Below are 19,802 nucleotides of genomic sequence, written 5' to 3' on the forward strand. Positions count from 1 at the left end.
GTGAGGTTTGAGCTGTGAGCGCACTCCAACCTCACCCCTCAAACCTCACACCTACTTTACTGTTTCTTCCAGCCAGCCGAAAAATTCGCGGTGCCAAAGGAGCGCGTTTTGGCCGGTTAATACCCAGTGATTTTCATCGGGGAGGTAAAGTAATTTGCTTTTTATACCACGTAATTGGGCTGCCTGGAAGGCCTGTAAACCCTGTTCAATCGGCACCCGGTAATCTTTTCCGCCCTGTATAATATAGATAGGGGTATCCCATTTATCCACGAAATTACTCGGCGACTGGCTGAAAGACCGCTGTGCCACTGCGTTTTGTTTGTCCCAATAAGGCCCGCCTTTCTCCCAGTTCTCGAAAAACATTTCGTCTGTTGTGCCGTACATGCTGCGGAAGTCAAACACCCCGTCATGCGAAATAAACGATTTGAAGCGTTTTTCGTGTACTGCAGCCAGGGCAAAAACGGAGAAGCCGCCAAAACTAGCGCCTACACAGCCCAGACGGTTCTTGTCGACATACGGTTGGGCGGAAACATGATCAATTGCGCTCAGGTAGTCTTTGATGACCTGCCCGCCCCAGTCTTTGCTTACCTGCTCGTTCCATTCAGTTCCATGCCCGGGCATCCCGCGGCGGTTCGGCGCTACGATGATATACCCCTGGGAAGCCATCAGCTGGAAATTCCATCTGAAGGAATAAAACTGGGTAAGAGCTGACTGTGGACCGCCCTGGCAATATAAAAGTGTCGGGTATTTTTTAGCCGGGTCAAAGTCCGGGGGATAGATCACCCAGGTAAGCATTTTCTTTTGATCTGTGGTCGGTACCCAAATCCGTTCTGTTTTTACCGGTCTGAGGTTGGCAACCGCCGATTGGTTGGCATGTGTGAGCTGTGTCATTTTGCCCGACGCTATGTCCGCGGTAAATAATTCGGGCGCGTGGTTCATATCTGCCCGTGAAACCACCAGGAGATTGCCTGACTGTCCTACGATCCCGTTCACATCAAAATCGCCCCTGGTTATTTGTCTTATAACCGGCATCATTCTGGTTCTGCCGGGATCCTTTACTTCGAAGAGCTGAAGCGTCCCGTCTATGGGGGCGGTAAAATACAGGAATTGCCCGTTATCCGCCCATACAAAGCTCTCTACGTGCAGCTCGTCGCGGTGTCCGGTTAAATTCAGCCTGGCTCCATTGTGGAGCACGACGAGGTCTTGCTTGTCGGCCTCATAACCGTCCCTTTTCATTTGCAGCCAGGCGAGCGTACCCTGCTTGCTGTAGGCAGGCGCTACGTCATAGCCGGCATTATCCGGTGTGAGGTTCCGGGTAGTGCCGCTTTCGAGGTCGTACTCGTACAGATCGGTATTGGTGCTGACGGTGTAGTCGGTGCCTGTCTTCTTTTTTGAAACATAGAGTACCTTTTTGCCATCGGGGCTCCAGATGTAATCTTCTCCGCCGCCGAAGGGCTTTTGGGGGCAATCAAATTGCTCCCCGGCCATTAGATCAAGGTCCTCAGCCGTCTTTCCATCGACTATTTTCGAAAGAAAAACGTGGTCGTAACTGCCGTCTCTCCAGGTATCCCAATGACGGTAGTCCAGCGATGTGTAGACATACCCGTCAGACTTGGGGAGGTCGGCGTACCGGTCTTTCCCGGTTATTTTTGACAATTTGACTGCCTTGTGGTGCAGCTTGAAGCGCCCGTCCGGTGATATCTTCTCATCGGGTACAACGGTAGCGGGGTCGGTAACCTCCACGGGCTGCCCGCCCCCGACGGCGATCATATAGGTTTTTCTGTTTGACTTATTTTCGGACACGTCTGGCGTAGATACCGAGTAGACGACTGATTTCTTGTCCTTACTTAATCCGACGGCCGAAACGCGGCCGAGCTGCCATAACTTTTCAGGGGTCAATACCGACTGACCAAAAATCGGGAGAGTGAGCAAAAAAAGGGATGCCGATAAAATTGTCTTTTTCATTTTTAGCATGCTGATGTTAAAATCCAAACATACGAATTATGGGGAGAAATCAGAGGCTGGAAGTCGGAAATCGGAGGTCGGAAATCGGAATCGCGCTGATTTCCAATTTCCGACCTCCGATTTCCGACTTCCCATAGCCAGAATCCCAGTGATTTCCGTATTAAAATTAAGGGTGTTACCTGCTAAATTTCGTTTTTATTTAAAACGTATTCTATCAAAGCATGTTCAAGAAATACAAAGTTTACGCGCGGGCCTTTTTTTATGCGTCCGCTCTGGTAATGGTACTGTCTGCACAGGAGGCAGCAGCGCAGAAGAAAGAGGCCGGTTGGGTCTCCCTTTTCAACGGAAAGGATCTGAAAGGCTGGAAGCAACTTAATGGAAGTGCTAAGTATGAGGTAGTTGACGGCGCGATTGTTGGTACATCGGTTGCCAATACACCTAATTCGTTCCTGACTACGGAGAAGAACTACGGCGATTTCATTTTCGAGTGCGATGTCCAGGTAGACGATAAGCTGAATTCCGGTATTCAGTTTCGCAGCCTGTCGAAACCGGATTACCGCGATGGACGCGTTCACGGGTACCAGTGCGAGATCGATCCTTCAGACAGGGCCTGGTCCGGCGGGATCTATGATGAGGCGCGGCGCGGCTGGCTTTATCCACTGGACGGTAACCCGGAGGGCAGGAAAGCTTTCAAAAGAAATGCCTGGAATCACTATCGTATCGAAGCGATCGGCAATACCATCCGGACCTTTGTAAACGGGATTCAGACGGCGCACCTGATCGACGACCTGACGCCGAGCGGGTTTATATGTCTCCAGGTGCACTCAATTCCCAATGCGGAACTTGCGGGTACCCAGGTGAAGTGGCGGAACATCCGGATCAAAACAACCGGTTTGCAGCCAAAGGCGGTCCAGAAGACCATTCACGTGGTTAATCTGATTCCGAATACCCTGAACGAAGTTGAGGAGGAGCAGGGGTTCAAACTTCTTTTCGACGGTAAAAACGCAGATCAATGGAGGGGCTATAAGCAGGAGGGGCTTCCTGCAGGCCGGTGGGATTTTGACAACGGCGCCATCACCATTGCCAAAAAGAATGAGAACAGCAAGGGCGGCGGTGATTTGATAACCAAAGAGAAATTCGGCCCGGTCTTTGATTTTAAGTTTGAGTTCAGGCTCACCGAGGGAGCCAATAGCGGCATCAAATATTTTATCGAAGAACTGCCTGACAAAGGCTCTGGGCTGGGGCCGGAGTACCAGGTACTCGATGATGAAAAGCACCCGGATGCAAAAAATGGTGTGGTAGGGAACAGGACTCTTGCTTCCCTTTACGACCTGATCCCTGCTGAGAAGCCTAAAAACAGCTTGAAGCCGATTGGCGAATGGAATTCGGGACGGATTGTTGCGTTTTCTGACGGAACGGTGCAGCACTTCCTGAATGAGCAGAAAGTGGTCGAGTACAAGCGGGGAAGCGCTATCTGGAAAGCCCTGGTCGCCAGGTCCAAATTCAAAGATGAAAAAGATTTCGGGCTGGCTCCGGCCGGGCATTTGTTGCTCCAGGATCACAGCGACCAGGTCTCGTTCAGGAGCCTCAGGGTGAAGCAAGGACTTTAATCACAGGGGTTAGCTGTGAGGGGCTAGCAGTGAGGTATGAGGTATTAGCTAAAAGCGCCTCAAATCTCACCCCTCAAACCTCACACCTCACCCCTCACCCCTCACCCCTCAAACCTTTTATACACTTGAAATACGATCTATCAAAATGAGTAACAGGAGAGATTTTCTTAAAAAGGCTGGATTGGCAACGGCCGGGTTTGCGCTGGGCGCCAACTCCCTGAATGCTGCCAGCTACCGTCGCATACTAGGTTCAAACGACCGTGTGAGAGTCGGTATCGTAGGTTTTTCGGATCGTTTCAGAAGCTCGCTGGCGCCGAGTTTCATGGACCACGCGAAAACACTCAATTTTGAATTTATGGGCGTGTCCGATCTTTGGAATCGTCGCCGGGATGAGGCCGAGCAGTACATGACGTCGAAGGGGTGGGCAGCGCCGAATTTTGTCAAGGCCCGCAACAATGAAGAACTATATGCCCGGAAAGATGTGGATGCGGTAATCATCAGTACCGCCGATTTTCAGCATGCGTTGCATTGCGCCGAGGCCGTGAATTCAGGTCGGGATGCGTATGTCGAAAAGCCTTTTGCAGAGTCGCTGGAAGACGCGAAAATTGCGTTGGCCGCCGTTCAGAAAAACAAGAAAATTGTACAGGTTGGTTCGCAGCGCCGCAGTGCGCCGAACTACTGGGCGGCATATGATTTCATAAAATCGGGCAAGTTCGGGGATATTACCACCGTTGAGATGACCTGGAACGTAAACCAGCCGGGACGTTGGCGGAGACCGCAGCTCGTATCCGAAATCCGCGAAAAGGATACCGACTGGAACCGTTTCCTGATGAATCGGCCTAAAGTCGCCTGGAACCCCCGGTTTTACCTCGAGTACCGTCTTTTTTACCCCTACTCCTCCGGAATTCCAGGGCAATGGATGGCACACCAGATAGACACCGTACACTGGTTTACAGGGTTGGAGGCGCCGCGCAGCGTGGTCGCCAACGGCGGAATTTACACCTGGAAAGACGGCCGGACCAACCCCGATACCTTCACCGCGGTGTTCGAGTACGGACCTTTTGACGATAAGAACAAGGGGTTCCAGGTGATATATTCCTCGAGGTTTAACAACTCAGCCGGTGGTACCAAGGAGTACTATTACTCGAACGGCGGGATGATCAACCTCGATACGAATGAGATTACGCCAACGGGTGGACTTGACGAAAAGAATGCGAAGCCGATGGGGCTTTCGGCCAACCAACTGGTCAAACAGGAACTGAAAAGCAATGTTAAAATTGAGACGGATGCCAATACCGGCGCAGATCCGATGACTTCGCTGCATATGCGGAACTGGATGGAGTGTGTTCGGAGCCGGAAAGAGCCGAATGCACCCGCAAGCGCAGGTTTTAACCACTCGGTTGCCAATATTATGTCGACAAAAGCGCTTCATACGGGAAAACGCGTAAGCTGGGATCCGAAGAATAAGGAAATCGTCCTGAGCTAGGAGACGGAGTCTCTTCTAAGAGGGTGCGGAGCGTCAACTGATGCCCCACACCCTCTTTTGTTAAATAAAATACAAAAATGTCTTTTATTTAATTGCTGCATTGTTTAGATTGGGCTGGTATTCCTTCAGACATTTTTACGCAAATGAAATCGTTACCGGCCCGACTGGCTTTTTTGGCTGCGCTAGTTTCCTGGTTGTTTTCGGTATCATGTTCAAGAGAAAAACCGGCGGGCGAGAGTAGGAAAAAGAAGACAGTCGAAACCCTGGCCGATCTGGGGGCGTTGCCGCTTCAGGCGACGGACCCGGCCGATAATGTGAGCAGCCCGGAAAAAATAGCGCTGGGCCGCCTGCTTTTTTTTGACCCGGTACTTTCCGGCAATAAAGACGTTGCGTGCGCAACCTGCCACCACCCGGATTTCGGCTACGCCGAGTTCCTGGAAACGTCAATAGGGGTTAATGGCGTAGGAACCGGTAGCAAACGCCGTTTTAAAGAACCCAATGATATTCCGAGGGGCAGGCGCAATTCACAATCTGTGCTGAATACCGCCTTTAATGGCTTGAATCTGACAAGTTCCTACCACGCTGCATCTGCACCCATGTTCTGGGATTTGCGGGCCAGCGGATTGGAGGAGCAGGCCCTTGCCCCGATTAAAACCCTTGATGAGATGCGGGGACACGGTTTTGCGGAAAGCGAGATTTTGGGCGTAGTGATCCAGAGGTTGAACGGAATCCAGGCCTACAAGCCTTTGTTCGCAGCCGCCTTCCCGGGTGAGGATAATGTGATTAATGAAACCAACCTGGCGCGTGCGATAGCCGCTTTTGAACGGACGCTCGTCAACGGGAATACGCGTTTCGACCAGTACATGCGCGGCGACAGTGCCGCGCTTACCGCCAGCGAAAAAGACGGCCTGAATCTTTTTCTTTCTTCCGGATGTGCAAAATGCCACAACGGCCCGATGTTCTCAGACTTCAAGCTGCATGCGTTGGGGGTGCCCGATGCTGATCACCTGAAAGAAAGTGACAAAGGGGCCGGGGAGGACTTTACGTTTCGTACCCCCACTTTACGTAACCTCAGGTACACCGCCCCATACATGCACAGCGGCAAGTTTGCAAACCTGAAACAGGTGCTTGAGTTTTACGAAGACATAGGTGGCGGAAAAATCAGGAACCCGCACATGAAGCCGGAGCAAATGGACGTGCTGGTCAGGGACCTGGATGTGAACTTCAGGGACATCTCCCGGATTGTGGAGTTTATCAATGTTTTGAGCGACGATAGCTTCGATCGTACCGTCCCGACGAGCGTGCCCAGCGGGCTTCGCCCCGGCGGAAACCTGTGACGGAAGCGGCAGATCTTCTGCTTACATCCCGGCCGGGATGTTTTTTTTATCACTTATTCCAAACAAAATATCAAAAAACCTTTGCGGGTTACAGAATAGTGCCTAATATTGTAGGACATATACCATAATTAGGATATACAGTACATAAACATGGGAACAGAAGTGAAGAGTACCACGCTCGTTGACTGGGTTGAGAGCAAGTTGATCCAGGAAATCCGGGACAACCAGTTGGAGTCGGGAGCGGAAATGCTCAATGAAAAAGAAATCTCTGAAAAATATGAGGTGGGCCGGAATGTTGTGAGAGAGGCGCTCAGCCGCCTGAGGATGCTCGGGATCATCGAGAGCCGGAAAAAGCGGGGTACGGTAATCGCTCAGCCCAATGTAATGTTCAGTTTTAAGAAAGTTATCAACCCGTTCATGCTGAGCAAAGCTACCATCCTGGACCTGCTCGGGATGCGGGTGTCACTCGAGATCGGCTGCGCGCGCATGATCATACACAACATCACCGACCAGGACATAAACGAGCTTAAAGACATTGTGGCAAGAGAGCGGGCTATCGATAGCATGAAGGTGGACATAGAAATGGAGCGGGCGTTTCATTCCAAACTGTATGCCGTTTCAAAAAACAAGGTAATGCTTGATTTTCTTGACACGTTGCTGCCGGTATTCAAGTACGTAAACGAAAACTTCGAGGATTTCGACCAGTTCAACCGGGAACGGCGGGGCAAAGGCCGGTTCATCCGCCATAATGATTTTATCCCTTACCTCGAGCAGCGCGACGTAGAGGGGTATCAGCGCGCTATGGAGGACCATTTGGTCGCTTACATCGATTTTATTAACCACCACAATCAGAATCCCGGTAAATAAACCAATCATTACAGTTATCCAAGATGCAGAAATTTAATAAACTCGAAGGCCTGATCGCAGCAGTCTTTACCCCCTTTTCCCAGGACGGGGCCATTCGCCCGGAAGTTGTGCCCGACTACGCAGCGTTGCTGTCGCAGCGCGGTTTGGCGGGAGTATTTGTGAACGGTTCCTCCGGTGAGGGGGTGTTGATGACTCCGGAGGAACGGAAAAAGCTGGCTGAGACCTGGAAGGAAAATGCAGGGGATCGGATGAAAGTGGTCGTGCATGTAGGCAGTACCAGTGTTGAAACCAGCAAGGACCTGGCGGCGCATGCCTCAGCCATAGGTGCAGATGCTATTTCCTGTATGGCCCCGCCCTTTTTGTCTTCTTCCAACGAGAACGTGATGGTAGAGTATTGTCGCCAGGTGGCGGCTGCGGCGCCCGATCTGCCGTTTTATTACTATCATCTGCCTGTCGCCACGGGCGCGCACATCAAAGTAAACCGGCTCCTTTCCAAAGGAAGTGCGCTCATTCCCAACCTGGCCGGGGTAAAATATACTTATACCGACTTTATGGATATGCACCAATGCGTCGCGCTGGAGGGCGGGCGGTTTGATGTCTTGCACGGCCATGATGAAATTTTGCTGAATGGGCTTGTCCTTGGAGTTCGGGGCGGAATCGGGACTACCTTTAATTTTGCCCCTGAAATCTACAGCGCTATTATCGATGCTTTTGTAAAAAATGACCTGGCAGAAGCCAGGAGGCACCAGCAGGTTTCCATCCGGCTGGTCGAAATTATGCTGGGCTATGTGAACGCAATTGTAGGCGGGAAAGCCATGATGAAACTGGCGGGCATTGATTGCGGGCCTTGTCGCCTTCCCTTAAGAAACCTGACTACAGAAGAGGAAAGCGCCCTTTATCGGCAACTCGAGGAAACCGAGCTGTTGCCGGTGTTACTTGGCGGCTATAGTTTGAAATAAAATGGGAAACTGGAGAATGTCCATACTGGCGTTCCTGCTCGGTGCATGTACGCTTCAATCCAACAGAGAAATGGAAAATGCATACCCGGCCGCTATTGAGGCAGTTGGTGCAGAAAGTACGGATTTTTGGGTGCGGGTACACGCAATTGAATTTCTGATAGATCTTGGCCACCGGGACCAGGCCCGGAGGCTCATCGAACAGTGCCGCGTTTACGAAGATTCGGTCCCGCAGAGAATCGGCTACTGGCGCATGATGTACCGGGTGAGCGAGGGGACCGGCCGGCAGAGCTGGCTGCAGAAAATTAAGGAAGCCTACCTTGATTCGACCGGCCATGACCGGATTCATGCCGCAGAGACCCTGGCCAAACTCGACTTTTCACTCGCGTCGCAGGACCGCGGGATAACGGCCCGCGACTTGAATGACCCGGGGGCGCTGGGCGCCTATGTAAATTGGGGAATGGCTCTTCGCGAAAACGCGGAACCGGATTATGAACGGATCCTGGCGGCATTGGAAGACACGTCGGCTGTCCGGAAGAGAGTAGCGGCTTACGCGCTGACCTTTATGAAACCGCTCCCTGCGGCATACGCACAAAGGCTCTTCCATATTGCAATAAAGGAACCGGCCGGGTCAGGTGCGCTGCCCTATCTCCTGCATGCGGCCTTTATTCAGAATGACGACTCAGTGGTTACACCCGATCGGGAAGCGCTGAACCGGCGGCTGTATGATTTGGCGGGCCTTCCCGGTAAGGACGGACCCATATCGTTCTGCAAGGCCGTGGCCGCAAAGGGAGACCGCGGCGCGGAAGCAGTACTTAAGAAGATTTATTCGGAACCGGTTTCCCCGACGGAACCGGGTCTTTCCGGGATAGCCAAAGCAGCACATGACGACATACGGGTTGCTGCTGCTTTTGCGCTCGCAAGCATTTTTTCAAAATAACAACTCCTAAATTCTTAAAACTTATGCGTGCATTTACGAAAATTAAATTCATGTTTCGCCTGCTCCCGGCCTTTCTGTTTTTGGGTTCGATCACCTTGCCGGCCCAGCACAAGGGAGATGTAGAAGTCTGGAAAATCTGGGACGGTTCGCCGCACAGCGCTTTTACGGACCTTTTGTTTTTCAAGGGGAACTACTATTGCTCTTTTCGCGAAGGGTCGGGCCATGTGCCGGGTACGGACGGAACGGTAAGAATTCTAAAGTCACCGGACGGCAAGCGTTGGGAAAGCATCGCCGACCTTAAAAAGGAAGGAATCGATTTGAGAGACCCCAAGCTTTCAGTTACGCCTGCAGGGAAAATTATGGTCATTATGGGCGGTTCGATTTACAACAACGGAAAGCTGGAAGGCCGGAAGCCGCAGGTGTCTTTTTCCGATGCAAACGGAGGAAATTACAGTGCGCCGGAGGAGGTACGCGTTGATCCCGCGATTACATCCTGGGGAGACTGGCTTTGGCGTGTTACCTGGCACAATGGTGTAGGCTATACCATAGACTACCAGATAGGACCCCAGGAGCGGAAAGGCCCGACCGCTATGTACCTGCTTAAAACCACGGACGGGAAATACTTTGAAAAAGTCTCGAAGATTGAAATGGACGGCTTTCCCAACGAGGCTACCATCCGCTTTGACAAAAAGGGCGTTATGCACGTGCTGATCAGAAGAGAGCTGGAAGACCAGATGGGTGTTCTGGCGGAGAGCAAGGCTCCTTTTACCAACTGGACATTTCACAAACTCGATCAACGCCTCGGCGGACCCAATTTTGTTTTTACAGAAAAAGGGAAAATACTCATGGGTACCCGCGTGCATGAGGGGAGTGTCGTATATACAGGATTGTTCCTCGGAGATACGAAGGGGAATTTCCACAAGGTAGCCACTTTTCCTTCTTCCGGCGATACCAGTTACCCTGGAATGGTGATCAGGAATGGTTCGCTATGGTTTTCTTACTACTCGTCTCACGAGGGGAAAACTTCCATTTACATGGCTTCGCTTCCGCTGAAAGCGCTGGAGAAGAAATAAGGTGCCGCAAACGATGCGGCGCTTCAAATAAAAAGGAGCTGCGCCAACAGCTCCTTCATTAAAACCCGTAAAACGAAGTCTTAATCCTTACTAATTTTCAAAATTATGAAAAAAAAGATACCGACCCGAATCGGTAGACTGCGGTTGCGGCTATGTCGGGTCCCGGGATCCAGGCTAATGACCGGGCTTATCTGCCTGCTCATTTTTTTGATCCCGGCCGGAACTCTTTTTGCCAATGTCCCGGCTGTACAGGAGGTCGCCGGAAAAGTACTCCACGCAAAGAGCAGGGAACCCTTGCCGGGGGTGAATATCCTGGAAAAGGGTACCAGCAACGGTACGATCAGTGACGCAAACGGCAGGTTCAGCCTGGCTGTTTCTCCCCAGGCTACCCTCATTTTTTCCTTTATCGGCTTCGCGACCCGCGAAGTATCTGTCGGCGCAGCATCGGAAGTAGAAATTTTGCTCGAAGAAGATGTCAAAAGCCTTGGGGAACTGACGGTGATCGGCTATGGAAGCCAGAAAAGTACACAGGTTACCAGCGCCATTGCGAAGATAAAAGCATCGGACCTGGACGAACGGCCAATAGGCCGCGTGGATCAGGCCATGGCGGGTAAGCTGGCGGGGGTGCAGGTGCAGGAGGTTAGCGGCGCTCCGGGCCGGGGCCTGGCCGTGAAGGTACGCGGTGTTGGTTCTGTGAACAACTCCACCGCCCCGTTGTACGTAGTCGACGGATTCCCGGTAAATAGCGGGCTGGATAATATTAACCCCAACGATATCGAATCGATCGAGGTCCTGAAAGATGCGGCCTCGGCTGCTATCTATGGTTCGCGGGGATCAAACGGTGTGGTGCTGATTACCACCAAAACGGGTAAAACAGGCAAGCCGACGCTGCAGCTTGACACCTATTACGGTGTACAGGAGCGGTTCAGCAAGGTAGATGTACTTAACCGGGACGAGTACATTGATTTTGCGATAGAGGAAAGAAACAATACCTGGATTTTGCAGGGAGGAAAAGCTGACGACCCCAATTCTGTCCGTACCAATGCCAATTACTGGATTGACCCGCTTTGGCTTACCAACCCGAAATCGTTCCCGGATCATGACTGGCAGGACCTGATTTCGCGTTCGGCCCCGGTGCAGAACTACCAGCTGTCGGCGTCCGGCGCCAATGATTTTGTCAACTATTTTGTTTCGGGAAACTATTTTGACCAGAAGGGAATTATCATCGGTTCGGATTACAGGCGTTTCGCTTTCCGGGCCAATGTGGAAACCAGGCTGGGTCGCCGGGTTAACATCGGGCTCAACCTGTCAGCCTCCTCGATGGACCGCAACGACTCGGAGGGCGACAGCAACCAGGGCCCGGTAAGTCGTTCGGCAAGGGTGGCGCCCATAGTGGGCCTGGACCAGCAGACGCAGCGGGGTGGGTATTATCCGTACCATGCCGCATTCTACCTCAACCCCCTGGCGTTGGCACGCGAGCTCACCAACAACACCAACAGCCGCAATATCCGCGCCAATATGTATGCTACGGTGAAGCTTGCCGAAGGACTGAAATTCAGAACTTCTTTCGGCGGAGATTATTTGTCGAATCTTACCCAATATTTCAAACCGGACAATATCAACCGGGGCACCGGTCATGTCGGATCGGTTTCAACGGCGACGAGGGATAACCTGCTCAACGAAAATACGCTGACTTATGATCTGAACCGCGGGGACTGGAGTTTGAATGCACTCGGTGGGTTTACCTACCAGCAGGACCGGCTTGTGAATACGAGTCTCTCAAAAACCGGCTTCCCGGACGATGAAATTACCACGCTCAATATGGGATCCATCCTCAGAGACGGCTCGTCCAGCGCAACAGAATGGACGCTGCTTTCATTTCTCGGGCGCGTTAACATGGCCTGGAAAGACAAGTACATGGTCTCGGCGAGCATTCGGCGCGACGGCAGCTCCCGTTTCGGGGCCGACAATAAATGGGGCTGGTTTCCGGCCGGCTCTATCGGGTGGCGCGTTTCCGAAGAGCCATTCCTGCAGGATGTGAATGCCATCAGTGAATTAAAGCTGCGTGCGAGCTACGGCGTGGCGGGCAATAATAACATCGGGGACTACGCTTCAATCGGGACCCTGTTGGGGTTAAATTACATCCTCGGTTCGAGCCAGTCTGTGGCTTCGGGCTTCGGACCGGGTTCGTTCAGCAACCGCAACCTGGGTTGGGAAAGGACCTATACTTTCGACGGCGGAGTTGACCTCGGCCTGTTGGGTAACCGGATTAACCTTGCGCTCGACTACTACCTGTCAGACACCAGGGATTTATTGCTGAATGTACCGATTCCATCTGTTTCCGGCTTTTCTACTACGTTGATGAATATCGGAGCGGTAAGGAATGCCGGTGTTGAGGTAGAATTGTCGACCGTCAATACAACAGGCGCATTAAAATGGACTTCGTCCGTCAACCTTTCCCATAATCGGAACAAGGTACTGGAACTGGGCCCGGGCGGCGCTCCTATCTACACCACCGGCGATGGCTTTACCACCATTACGAAAATCGGGGAGCCTATAGGCAGCTATTTCGCTTTTGTACAGGATGGTGTCTTTCGTGACAAAAACGAACTGGATACTCACCCGCATTACCGGGTGCAGAACGTAGGCGACATTAAATTCAAGGACATCAATAATGACGGTGTCATCAACGAAGACGACCGCACCATAGTCGGCAACAACAACCCGAAAGTGTTCTGGGGCATGCAACATGTGTTCAATTACAGGAATTTTGACTTTACCGTTTTTGCAGACGGGCAGTGGGGCAACAAGCTGCTCAACGTAGCGGTGGGGCAGCACGGGCAATCAAGGGGCAACGTTGACGGCTACTGGCGTGACCGCTGGCGGTCCCCCGAAGATCCGGGAAACGGCTGGGTGCCAAGAGCGGCAGTAACGGCCAACCTTACAACACCGTCTACCTTCTGGCTGAGAAGCGCAGCTTTCGTCCGCCTGAGAACCATATCGCTGGGTTATAAAGTGCCGGTTCCTGAAAGCTTTCCCGGCATATCTTCTGCCAGGATATATGCCAGCATCGACAATGTCTGGATGCACGATCACTACAACCGGAACCCGCAGACCGGGAGCTACTCCAACAGTAACACGCGCCCGGGTGTGGATTTCGATGCGACTTACCCGCTCGCCCGTACCTATACTTTTGGCCTGAATATCAAATTCTGACAAATCATGAAGTTATATCCATATGCCTGTTTGCTGCTGATCCTGGCGGCGGCGGGCTGCAATCAACTCGACCTGGTACCGGTGTCTTCCAAAAGCGTGGAAGGCTTTTATAAAACCGAAACCCACTTTGACCAAGCGGCCATCGGACTTTACAACGGCCTCAGAAGTACCTGGGTGAATTCGGAGGCGTCGTACATGTTAACGGAGGCCAGAAGTGACAATGCATTTCAGGGGACGGCCTATGATGACGGGCCTATCAGCAGGTTCCAGGAGACTTCGATGCTCCCGGTGCTGAGTTCGGCCTGGTCGGCCTACTATGCGGGCATTAACCGCTGCAACCGGATTATCGAACAAATAGGGAATATAGAAATGCCTGCCGAAAGAAAATCCCAGTTTGAAGGCGAGGCGAAATTTGTGAGGGGCGTTCTTTACTTCGATCTCGTTCGGATTTTTGGCGGGGTCCCTATAGTTACCACCTCCCTTTCCATCAGCGAAAGCCAGAAAGTCGATCGCGGAACGGATGAAGCCGTATATGACCAGATAGTCAGCGACCTGAAGTCAGCATCGGAATTGCTCCCGGCGGCTCACAATGCGGCCAACAAGGGGCGGGCTACCAGCTGGGCCGCCAAAGGTTACCTGGGAAAAGTTTACCTGTTCCGGAGTGGGTACCCGCTTAAAAAGAACGAATGGAAACAAGCCGCGGACTTGTTCAGGGAAATTATTGACTCCGGCGAGTTCCAGTTTTTTGACCGCTACGAAGACGTGTACAGTTTCGAAAAAGAAGGTGGCAAACAACAGGTTTTTTCGATTCAGTTTAAAGCCGGTGTAAGCGGTCACGGAAACCCTTTCCCTACCAGAAATGCTTCAAACGACATTGTACCTTTACCGGAAGCGCAGGGAGGGCTTCCATTTGGCGGAAGCCCGTTTAACCTTTTCCTGTCAAACGACCTGCTGAAAAGTTTCGAAGCAGGCGACCTCCGGAAAGACGTAGCCATCCGTCAGTCGTGGCGGCACAAATCGGGAGAGATCATCACCACCCTGCCGACTTGCAGGAAGTACCAGAACGGGCCGGTAGTGGCCGCCAACGACTGGGACGTAGACTGGATCGCGCTTGGGTACACCGACGTACTGATGATGTACGCGGAATGCCTGAATGAAATGGGCTTTGTCCCCGACGGTGAGGCGTTTGACCTGCTCAACAAAGTGCGCAAGCGCGCCGGGTTGAAACCGAAAACAGCGGCCGATATCCCCGATCAGTCGGCTTACCGGCTGTGGATGGAGGCGGAGCGCCGCCATGAATTCTGTTTTGAAAACCTCCGCTGGTTTGACCTCGTCAGAACGGACCGCGCATTGGATGTAAAAAAGAAGTTCCTGGAGGCGTACGGAATGGCCGACAACCTGCGTGACCGCAACCGGTACCTGTACCCGATCCCGCAGTCCGTGAGGGACGTTACCCCTCATATTCAACAGAATCCGGGTTATTGATGTTTTACCGGCATCTTCCTGTGGCGTTCACGGGAGGATGCCACCTTTTTGACTGTCATCTGTGGAAATGCAAAGTGAACATACGCGCCCTCCGCTGAAAGCCTGGCTGATACTGGGGATGCTTTGCGTAGTGGGCTGCCTCAACTACATAGACCGGATCATGATCACTACCATGCGTGGCTCGATTATGGAGGCCATGCCCATGACTGATGCGCAGTTCGGCTTGCTTTCGTCTGTTTTTTTGTGGGTTTACGGCGTTCTAAGCCCATTTGCGGGGTTTCTTGCCGATAAATTCAAAAGAAGCCAGGTGATTATCGTAAGCTTGTTTGTCTGGTCTGCAGTTACCTGGCTTACCGCCCATGCGGGCACTTATGGCGAACTATTGCTTACACGTGCGCTCATGGGCGTGAGCGAAGCCTGCTACATGCCGGCCGCGCTGGCGCTTATCGCTGACTATCATCGCGGACCGACAAGGTCGCTGGCCACAGGGATTCACATGATGGGCGTGGGCCTCGGGCAAAGCCTGGGTTTCGTTGGCGGTGCGCTCGCCGAGCAGCATGACTGGACGTATGCTTTCAGTCTCTTTGGCGGGATAGGGATAGGGTTTGCCTTTCTGTTGGCATTCGGACTCAGGGATGCCCCGAAGCAGAAGACAGAGTCCGCTGCGACAAAGGAAAAGACAGACCGGATTGGTTTTCGCAATGCCCTTGAAAAACTATTTGGCAGGAAAGAATTTTTGCTGATACTACTGTTCTGGGGGCTTCTCGGGGTGGTTGCCTGGTTGATTGTCGGCTGGCTTCCGACTTTTTACAAAGAACGTTTCGGGCTTTCGCAAGGGACGGCCGGCCTTTATGCAACCGGGTACATCAACGTGATGGCCATGGCGGGTGTTTTGCTCGGCGGGTTCCTGGCAGACCGGTGGTCAAAAGTGAACCGGGGCGCCAGGATCCTGGTTCCGGCTATCGGGATGCTGGTGGCGGCCCCGGCAGTATTCGTGGCGGGTTATGCGCCGGTCTTGTGGCTGGCGGTAGGCGGTTTTATGCTGTACGGTCTTACCAAGGCTTTTACCGATGCGAATATGATGCCTGTTCTTTGCATGGTGGCCGACGAACGCTACCGCGCGACGGGTTATGGGGTGTTGAACATGTGCAGCTGCATCGTCGGTGGTATCGGGCTTTATGCGGGCGGCAGCCTGCGGGACGCGGATGTGCCGCTAGGCCTCATCTTCCAGTCGGCATCGGGACTTATGCTTGTATGCGCCGTGCTGATGTTCGGGCTGAACCGGAGGTTAAAAAAGGGCGGGTAAGGTGATAGCTTACTACCGGAGCTGTCAGCGATTACTTTTCCGCTCACGTGACAAATATTTTGCAAAAAAAGAATCAGGCGTGCCAAGCTGTTGGTCTATTAAGTATCCCTTGTCAAATTGACTAAAAGTGGGATGATTTCTGAAGTCGATCTGGAAGTTTCGTACACTATAATTTATTTCTTCTATCGCAGTTAGCCAGCTTATTGAGAGGGTCGCCACGATTAGAATTCCGAAATAACGAAATCTGAAAGAGCGGACTATTATCAAACCGGTTATGATGCTTAAGAAAAAAAGTGGGGTGATAGCATTTTTTATACACCAGTCGCTCCAAAGACCTAGACGAACAAACGGGATTAATAATAGCCACAGAAAACTAACAATTGTTAATTTCCGCTCGAGAGGCGATAGACCTTTGAAACCATATAAAATAACTAAAATAGATGCCCCGAGTTCTACGAGGAGGAAAAGAGGATATTTCGTCCAAAAATTGGGGAAGGAGTGAGGCGCCCATTCCAATGGAAAGGAAAATTCATTAGACAAGATAAATGAAGCCAGCACTGAAAAGAGAACAATGGATACAAAAGTAGAAGCTGAAAAAATCAAACTACGATGCTCTCTGACCAAATAGATAAGTAAAATAACCACAAAAGGCAGGAGGCTGATAAGCGACAAGGGAGACCACAATGTAACCGAGACAAGAGAAATGGAAGCCAGGGATAATATCCTCGGGGACAAGGACCTTAGATGCAATATAGTGCAACCAAAAAGCCAGATAGGAAGGGAGTGGTGCGGTGACCAAAATAGCGTACGCGTATTGGAAAAGAAGAAAAAAGGCATGCTCCACATTTCTGACTGATCGGAGGTAATTTTGAAAACGAAATTAAACGCGGAATCTAACCCACCGAATAGAATAATTCCTAAGAGAAGAAGACCCATCCTGTACACGTTTAAAGATGCATAGATGCATATAAGGGAGAATACCACGAAAAGACATAGCCAGGCCCAGCAGAAGAGGGCCAAATTAGCAGCCGTCCAACCAAATACTTTACCCACCAGGGCCGCCGGCAGATAGTACGCGAGAGAAAATACAAAAGGTTTATCTTCGCCGATATCCAGGTATTCCGCATCGAACCAAATGGGCCATGGCTCGTTTACAATATGCCAGAACCTCGCATCAATTATGGGTGAATCAAAATGCTTGTATCCGATTCCTCCGATACTTGATATGAACAGCCAGGCCAGAGACACCATGATTGATAAAATAAGTACGCTGCCTTGGCTGCGTACCGCCTGAACCAGGGTATTCAGAAAGTGCACCCAATAGCTTTTTCTTTTCCCAGGCAGATTACCACTTTCAGGTACTATTGTAGAATTCAAATATGAGCGGATTTTACTGCTTAAAATAAGCAGTAGCGAGAGTAATATTGGCAATGAAATAATTAGTCTCGTATAAAAAAGTAGAAAAATAACGACGGGAAGTACTAAGAGTAAATACGTTAGCAGAATCAGAAAATTAATCAGAAGGCGTTTTTGAGGGATCATATTTATTGACGTATAGTGTATTAGGTGGTTTTTCGCGGCATGACTTTCCTGGCTGGCTTAGACCGGCGTAAGTAAAATTTCGATTTCTTCCGATGGCGGGCCGATAGGATTAAGCTGCCCGGGCTCAGCCCCGGTGGTGCCGGAAGAAACGCCCGGGCAGCAGATGACGGTATGACCGTCGGTATTCAGTAGTGTGTGTTCAGAGTTGGGTTTAGTATCAATTTCCTGCAATTCTCAGATTCATACTCAAGCCTACCAATAAAGGCCTGAATCGGAACTCTGCATTTGTACTTTTTAGCCTTCCTATACTGTATTCTGCATAGGGTGCAACCGAGAGTTTTAGATTTGGATTTACCATAATATTTTTTCCGCCGCCTATGGAGAGCCATCCGGATTTTCCGGCGGATTGTACATCAATATTTCCCGAGACGCCCAGATATCCATAAAAATCCCGCAAACCTGGCGAGCGGAAATACAATTGTTTTTTTAAGGAAAGTCCGAGCAGATTGAAATCGGCACGCTCCTTCACCGGGATTCCTTCGCTCCTGGCCGCGTAATTACCCAGATGATCTTTCACAAGCACATAGGCGCCGGTTGCAATTTCATAAGATAATTCCTGCTGAAAACGACTATACCCGGCTGTCAGGCTCATGCCTTTTTTCTCAATTCCCAGGTGGGCTGAAAACCCGGTATTTTGAAAAGAGACGGGTACGTTAAAATTTTGAAGCCGGGCGGTAGGGTTTGGCATGACTATTAACTTTTGAAAGGTATTTATCCCCGCTAAACTGACTACAAAAGCGGTTTTAGAAGGCGGGTGATGCGTAGTTTTATCCGGTTTTCCATTTGCTGAATCTGTTAGGAAGGCGTGATTTGCGTCGGAAGCCAAGAGATTCGCCGGATTCAAACTGACTGCGATTGACGGGTAAGGGCGCCGTTTCTCGATAACGTCCAATTGAATCGTTTTTTCATTTGTAAGTAATCCGGTGTCGTTGGAAAGGCCAGGTTGCTCACTGGCAGAGACCTGTATTTCGCTTTGTTGCGTGTTGCTTTTTTGTAGAGGGCCGGGGAGCCTGTTTCGCGAAGTCCCGCGACCCAGCGCCGCTTCCTGATGGTGGGCCTTATTGGTGGTGCCCTGAAAGCCTGTTATCTGTTCGTCTGCTATGTGCCGGTCAGGTGTAATATGAAGTTTCGTGTTTTTGCCGGCTTCAACCGGTTTAACCGTTTCCTTTCCGTTTTCCACAAAGAGCAGGGCGGCAAGGAAAGCCAGGATAATTACGCCTGAGAGAACCAGTAGTTTATTGGGCGCCGGAGGGCGTGGTGTGCCGATATGGCCCAGTATCTTTTTATCGAGTTCCGGGTCGGGCGTTGCTTCGAAATCTTTGAATTTTTGCTGGAAGGCCCGCTGCAAATCCCGGTCTGTGGGGTGTTTTTCAGTGTTCATTTGCTGTTATGCCTGATTCCTGTAATTTGAGCATCAATAAGTTGCGTGCACGCATGTACTGCGACCGCGAAGTATTTTCCGACATGGAAAGCATTTTCGCAATTTCCGCATGCTGATAACCGTCGATGAGGTACAAATTGATAATCAGCCGGTACTTTTGCGGAAGAGCGTTGATGATTTCGAGCAAAGCTTCCACATTGGTTTGGTCTATAATCCTTAGGTAGTCATCGTTTTCTAGTTCGTAACTGGCTTCATCCAGGCCAGTATTTCTGAGTTCCTGCCGCGTGGTCCGGTTGTAATAGTTGATCGCGGTACGTATCACTACCGACCTCATCCAGGGATCGAGGAGCTCGGGTTTTTCCAGGTCGCTGATCCGGTTGAATATTTTGAGAATGGCCTCTTGGAATATGTCTTCAGCCTCGGCAACCGTGTGGGCGTACCGGAGACAAATGCCTAATAATTTTGCCTTCGATCGGTCATAAAGCGCTACCTGAGCCCGGCGTTCGCCGTTCAGACATCCCCGTACCAGTTCGGAGCGCGTTTTATAGGTCTTAGGCTTGAAGAAGGACATAAGTGTT

General features: G+C 51.2%; 14 protein-coding genes. 10 read left to right on the forward strand and 4 right to left on the reverse strand.

Annotation, left to right across the window (positions count from 1 at the left end; translation table 11 throughout):
- Positions 1–51 precede the first annotated feature (51 nt).
- Positions 52–1,965 (reverse strand): S9 family peptidase, encoded by a 1,914-nt coding sequence (locus ABD852_RS21745; RefSeq protein ID WP_345032780.1) that lies wholly within the window; start codon positions 1,963–1,965, stop codon positions 52–54.
- 221 nt (positions 1,966–2,186) lie between these two features.
- Here ABD852_RS21745 and ABD852_RS21750 point away from each other — a divergent pair, with 221 nt between their 5' ends.
- The 10 genes from ABD852_RS21750 to ABD852_RS21795 all read left to right on the forward strand — a co-directional run bounded on the left by ABD852_RS21750 (position 2,187) and on the right by ABD852_RS21795 (position 16,241).
- On the forward strand, positions 2,187–3,575 hold the full coding sequence (locus ABD852_RS21750) for a 3-keto-disaccharide hydrolase (protein ID WP_345032783.1): 1,389 nt from the start codon (positions 2,187–2,189) through the stop codon (positions 3,573–3,575).
- A 145-nt stretch (positions 3,576–3,720) separates the two neighbouring features.
- The gene (locus ABD852_RS21755; RefSeq protein WP_345032785.1) at positions 3,721–5,061 is read left to right on the forward strand and encodes a Gfo/Idh/MocA family protein; all 1,341 of its coding nucleotides are present in this window, start codon (positions 3,721–3,723) and stop codon (positions 5,059–5,061) included.
- A 143-nt stretch (positions 5,062–5,204) separates the two neighbouring features.
- Positions 5,205–6,398 (forward strand): cytochrome-c peroxidase, encoded by a 1,194-nt coding sequence (locus tag ABD852_RS21760; protein WP_345032786.1) that lies wholly within the window; start codon positions 5,205–5,207, stop codon positions 6,396–6,398.
- Positions 6,399–6,548: 150 nt separating this feature from the next.
- A complete protein-coding gene (locus tag ABD852_RS21765; RefSeq protein WP_345032788.1) occupies positions 6,549–7,265 on the forward strand; it encodes a FadR/GntR family transcriptional regulator in 717 nt (238 codons plus the stop codon).
- 23 nt (positions 7,266–7,288) lie between these two features.
- On the forward strand, positions 7,289–8,224 hold the full coding sequence (locus ABD852_RS21770) for a dihydrodipicolinate synthase family protein (protein WP_345032789.1): 936 nt from the start codon (positions 7,289–7,291) through the stop codon (positions 8,222–8,224).
- 1 nt (position 8,225) lies between these two features.
- Positions 8,226–9,161 carry a hypothetical protein gene (locus ABD852_RS21775; protein WP_345032792.1) on the forward strand — a complete coding sequence of 312 codons (936 nt, stop codon included), beginning with the start codon at positions 8,226–8,228 and terminating at the stop codon, positions 9,159–9,161.
- Positions 9,162–9,184: 23 nt separating this feature from the next.
- Positions 9,185–10,234 (forward strand): hypothetical protein, encoded by a 1,050-nt coding sequence (locus ABD852_RS21780; protein ID WP_345032793.1) that lies wholly within the window; start codon positions 9,185–9,187, stop codon positions 10,232–10,234.
- 105 nt (positions 10,235–10,339) lie between these two features.
- Positions 10,340–13,450: a SusC/RagA family TonB-linked outer membrane protein gene (locus ABD852_RS21785; RefSeq protein ID WP_345032795.1), complete on the forward strand. Its 3,111-nt coding sequence runs from the start codon at positions 10,340–10,342 to the stop codon at positions 13,448–13,450.
- 6 nt (positions 13,451–13,456) lie between these two features.
- Entirely contained in the window at positions 13,457–14,935 is a 1,479-nt protein-coding gene (locus ABD852_RS21790; protein ID WP_345032796.1) for a RagB/SusD family nutrient uptake outer membrane protein, read from the forward strand.
- A gap of 67 nt (positions 14,936–15,002) precedes the next feature.
- Positions 15,003–16,241 carry an MFS transporter gene (locus ABD852_RS21795; RefSeq protein ID WP_345032799.1) on the forward strand — a complete coding sequence of 413 codons (1,239 nt, stop codon included), beginning with the start codon at positions 15,003–15,005 and terminating at the stop codon, positions 16,239–16,241.
- Positions 16,242–16,265: 24 nt separating this feature from the next.
- Here the strand turns inward: ABD852_RS21795 and ABD852_RS21800 are convergent, their stop codons facing one another.
- From ABD852_RS21800 to ABD852_RS21810, 3 genes are all read right to left on the reverse strand, one after another.
- Positions 16,266–17,618: an LTA synthase family protein gene (locus ABD852_RS21800; RefSeq protein WP_345032801.1), complete on the reverse strand. Its 1,353-nt coding sequence runs from the start codon at positions 17,616–17,618 to the stop codon at positions 16,266–16,268.
- A 382-nt stretch (positions 17,619–18,000) separates the two neighbouring features.
- Positions 18,001–19,224 carry a hypothetical protein gene (locus tag ABD852_RS21805; protein WP_345032803.1) on the reverse strand — a complete coding sequence of 408 codons (1,224 nt, stop codon included), beginning with the start codon at positions 19,222–19,224 and terminating at the stop codon, positions 18,001–18,003.
- A complete protein-coding gene (locus ABD852_RS21810) occupies positions 19,214–19,795 on the reverse strand; it encodes an RNA polymerase sigma factor (protein WP_345032806.1) in 582 nt (193 codons plus the stop codon). Before ABD852_RS21810 ends, ABD852_RS21805 begins: the two co-directional genes overlap by 11 nt.
- Positions 19,796–19,802: the final 7 nt, after the last annotated feature.

Source organism: Ravibacter arvi, from assembly GCF_039540405.1.
GTDB classification, from domain to species: Bacteria; Bacteroidota; Bacteroidia; order Cytophagales; family Spirosomataceae; genus Ravibacter; species Ravibacter arvi.

What these genes read in the sequence shown, in the direction of transcription:
- ABD852_RS21745 (WP_345032780.1), bottom strand. Translation starts at nt 1,965, where the DNA reads ATGAAAAAGACAATTTTATCGGCATCCCTTTTTTTGCTCACTCTCCCG.
- ABD852_RS21750 (WP_345032783.1), top strand. Translation starts at nt 2,187, where the DNA reads ATGTTCAAGAAATACAAAGTTTACGCGCGGGCCTTTTTTTATGCGTCC.
- ABD852_RS21755 (WP_345032785.1), top strand. Translation starts at nt 3,721, where the DNA reads ATGAGTAACAGGAGAGATTTTCTTAAAAAGGCTGGATTGGCAACGGCC.
- ABD852_RS21760 (WP_345032786.1), top strand. Translation starts at nt 5,205, where the DNA reads ATGAAATCGTTACCGGCCCGACTGGCTTTTTTGGCTGCGCTAGTTTCC.
- ABD852_RS21765 (WP_345032788.1), top strand. Translation starts at nt 6,549, where the DNA reads ATGGGAACAGAAGTGAAGAGTACCACGCTCGTTGACTGGGTTGAGAGC.
- ABD852_RS21770 (WP_345032789.1), top strand. Translation starts at nt 7,289, where the DNA reads ATGCAGAAATTTAATAAACTCGAAGGCCTGATCGCAGCAGTCTTTACC.
- ABD852_RS21775 (WP_345032792.1), top strand. Translation starts at nt 8,226, where the DNA reads ATGGGAAACTGGAGAATGTCCATACTGGCGTTCCTGCTCGGTGCATGT.
- ABD852_RS21780 (WP_345032793.1), top strand. Translation starts at nt 9,185, where the DNA reads ATGCGTGCATTTACGAAAATTAAATTCATGTTTCGCCTGCTCCCGGCC.
- ABD852_RS21785 (WP_345032795.1), top strand. Translation starts at nt 10,340, where the DNA reads ATGAAAAAAAAGATACCGACCCGAATCGGTAGACTGCGGTTGCGGCTA.
- ABD852_RS21790 (WP_345032796.1), top strand. Translation starts at nt 13,457, where the DNA reads ATGAAGTTATATCCATATGCCTGTTTGCTGCTGATCCTGGCGGCGGCG.
- ABD852_RS21795 (WP_345032799.1), top strand. Translation starts at nt 15,003, where the DNA reads ATGCAAAGTGAACATACGCGCCCTCCGCTGAAAGCCTGGCTGATACTG.
- ABD852_RS21805 (WP_345032803.1), bottom strand. Translation starts at nt 19,224, where the DNA reads ATGAACACTGAAAAACACCCCACAGACCGGGATTTGCAGCGGGCCTTC.
- ABD852_RS21810 (WP_345032806.1), bottom strand. Translation starts at nt 19,795, where the DNA reads ATGTCCTTCTTCAAGCCTAAGACCTATAAAACGCGCTCCGAACTGGTA.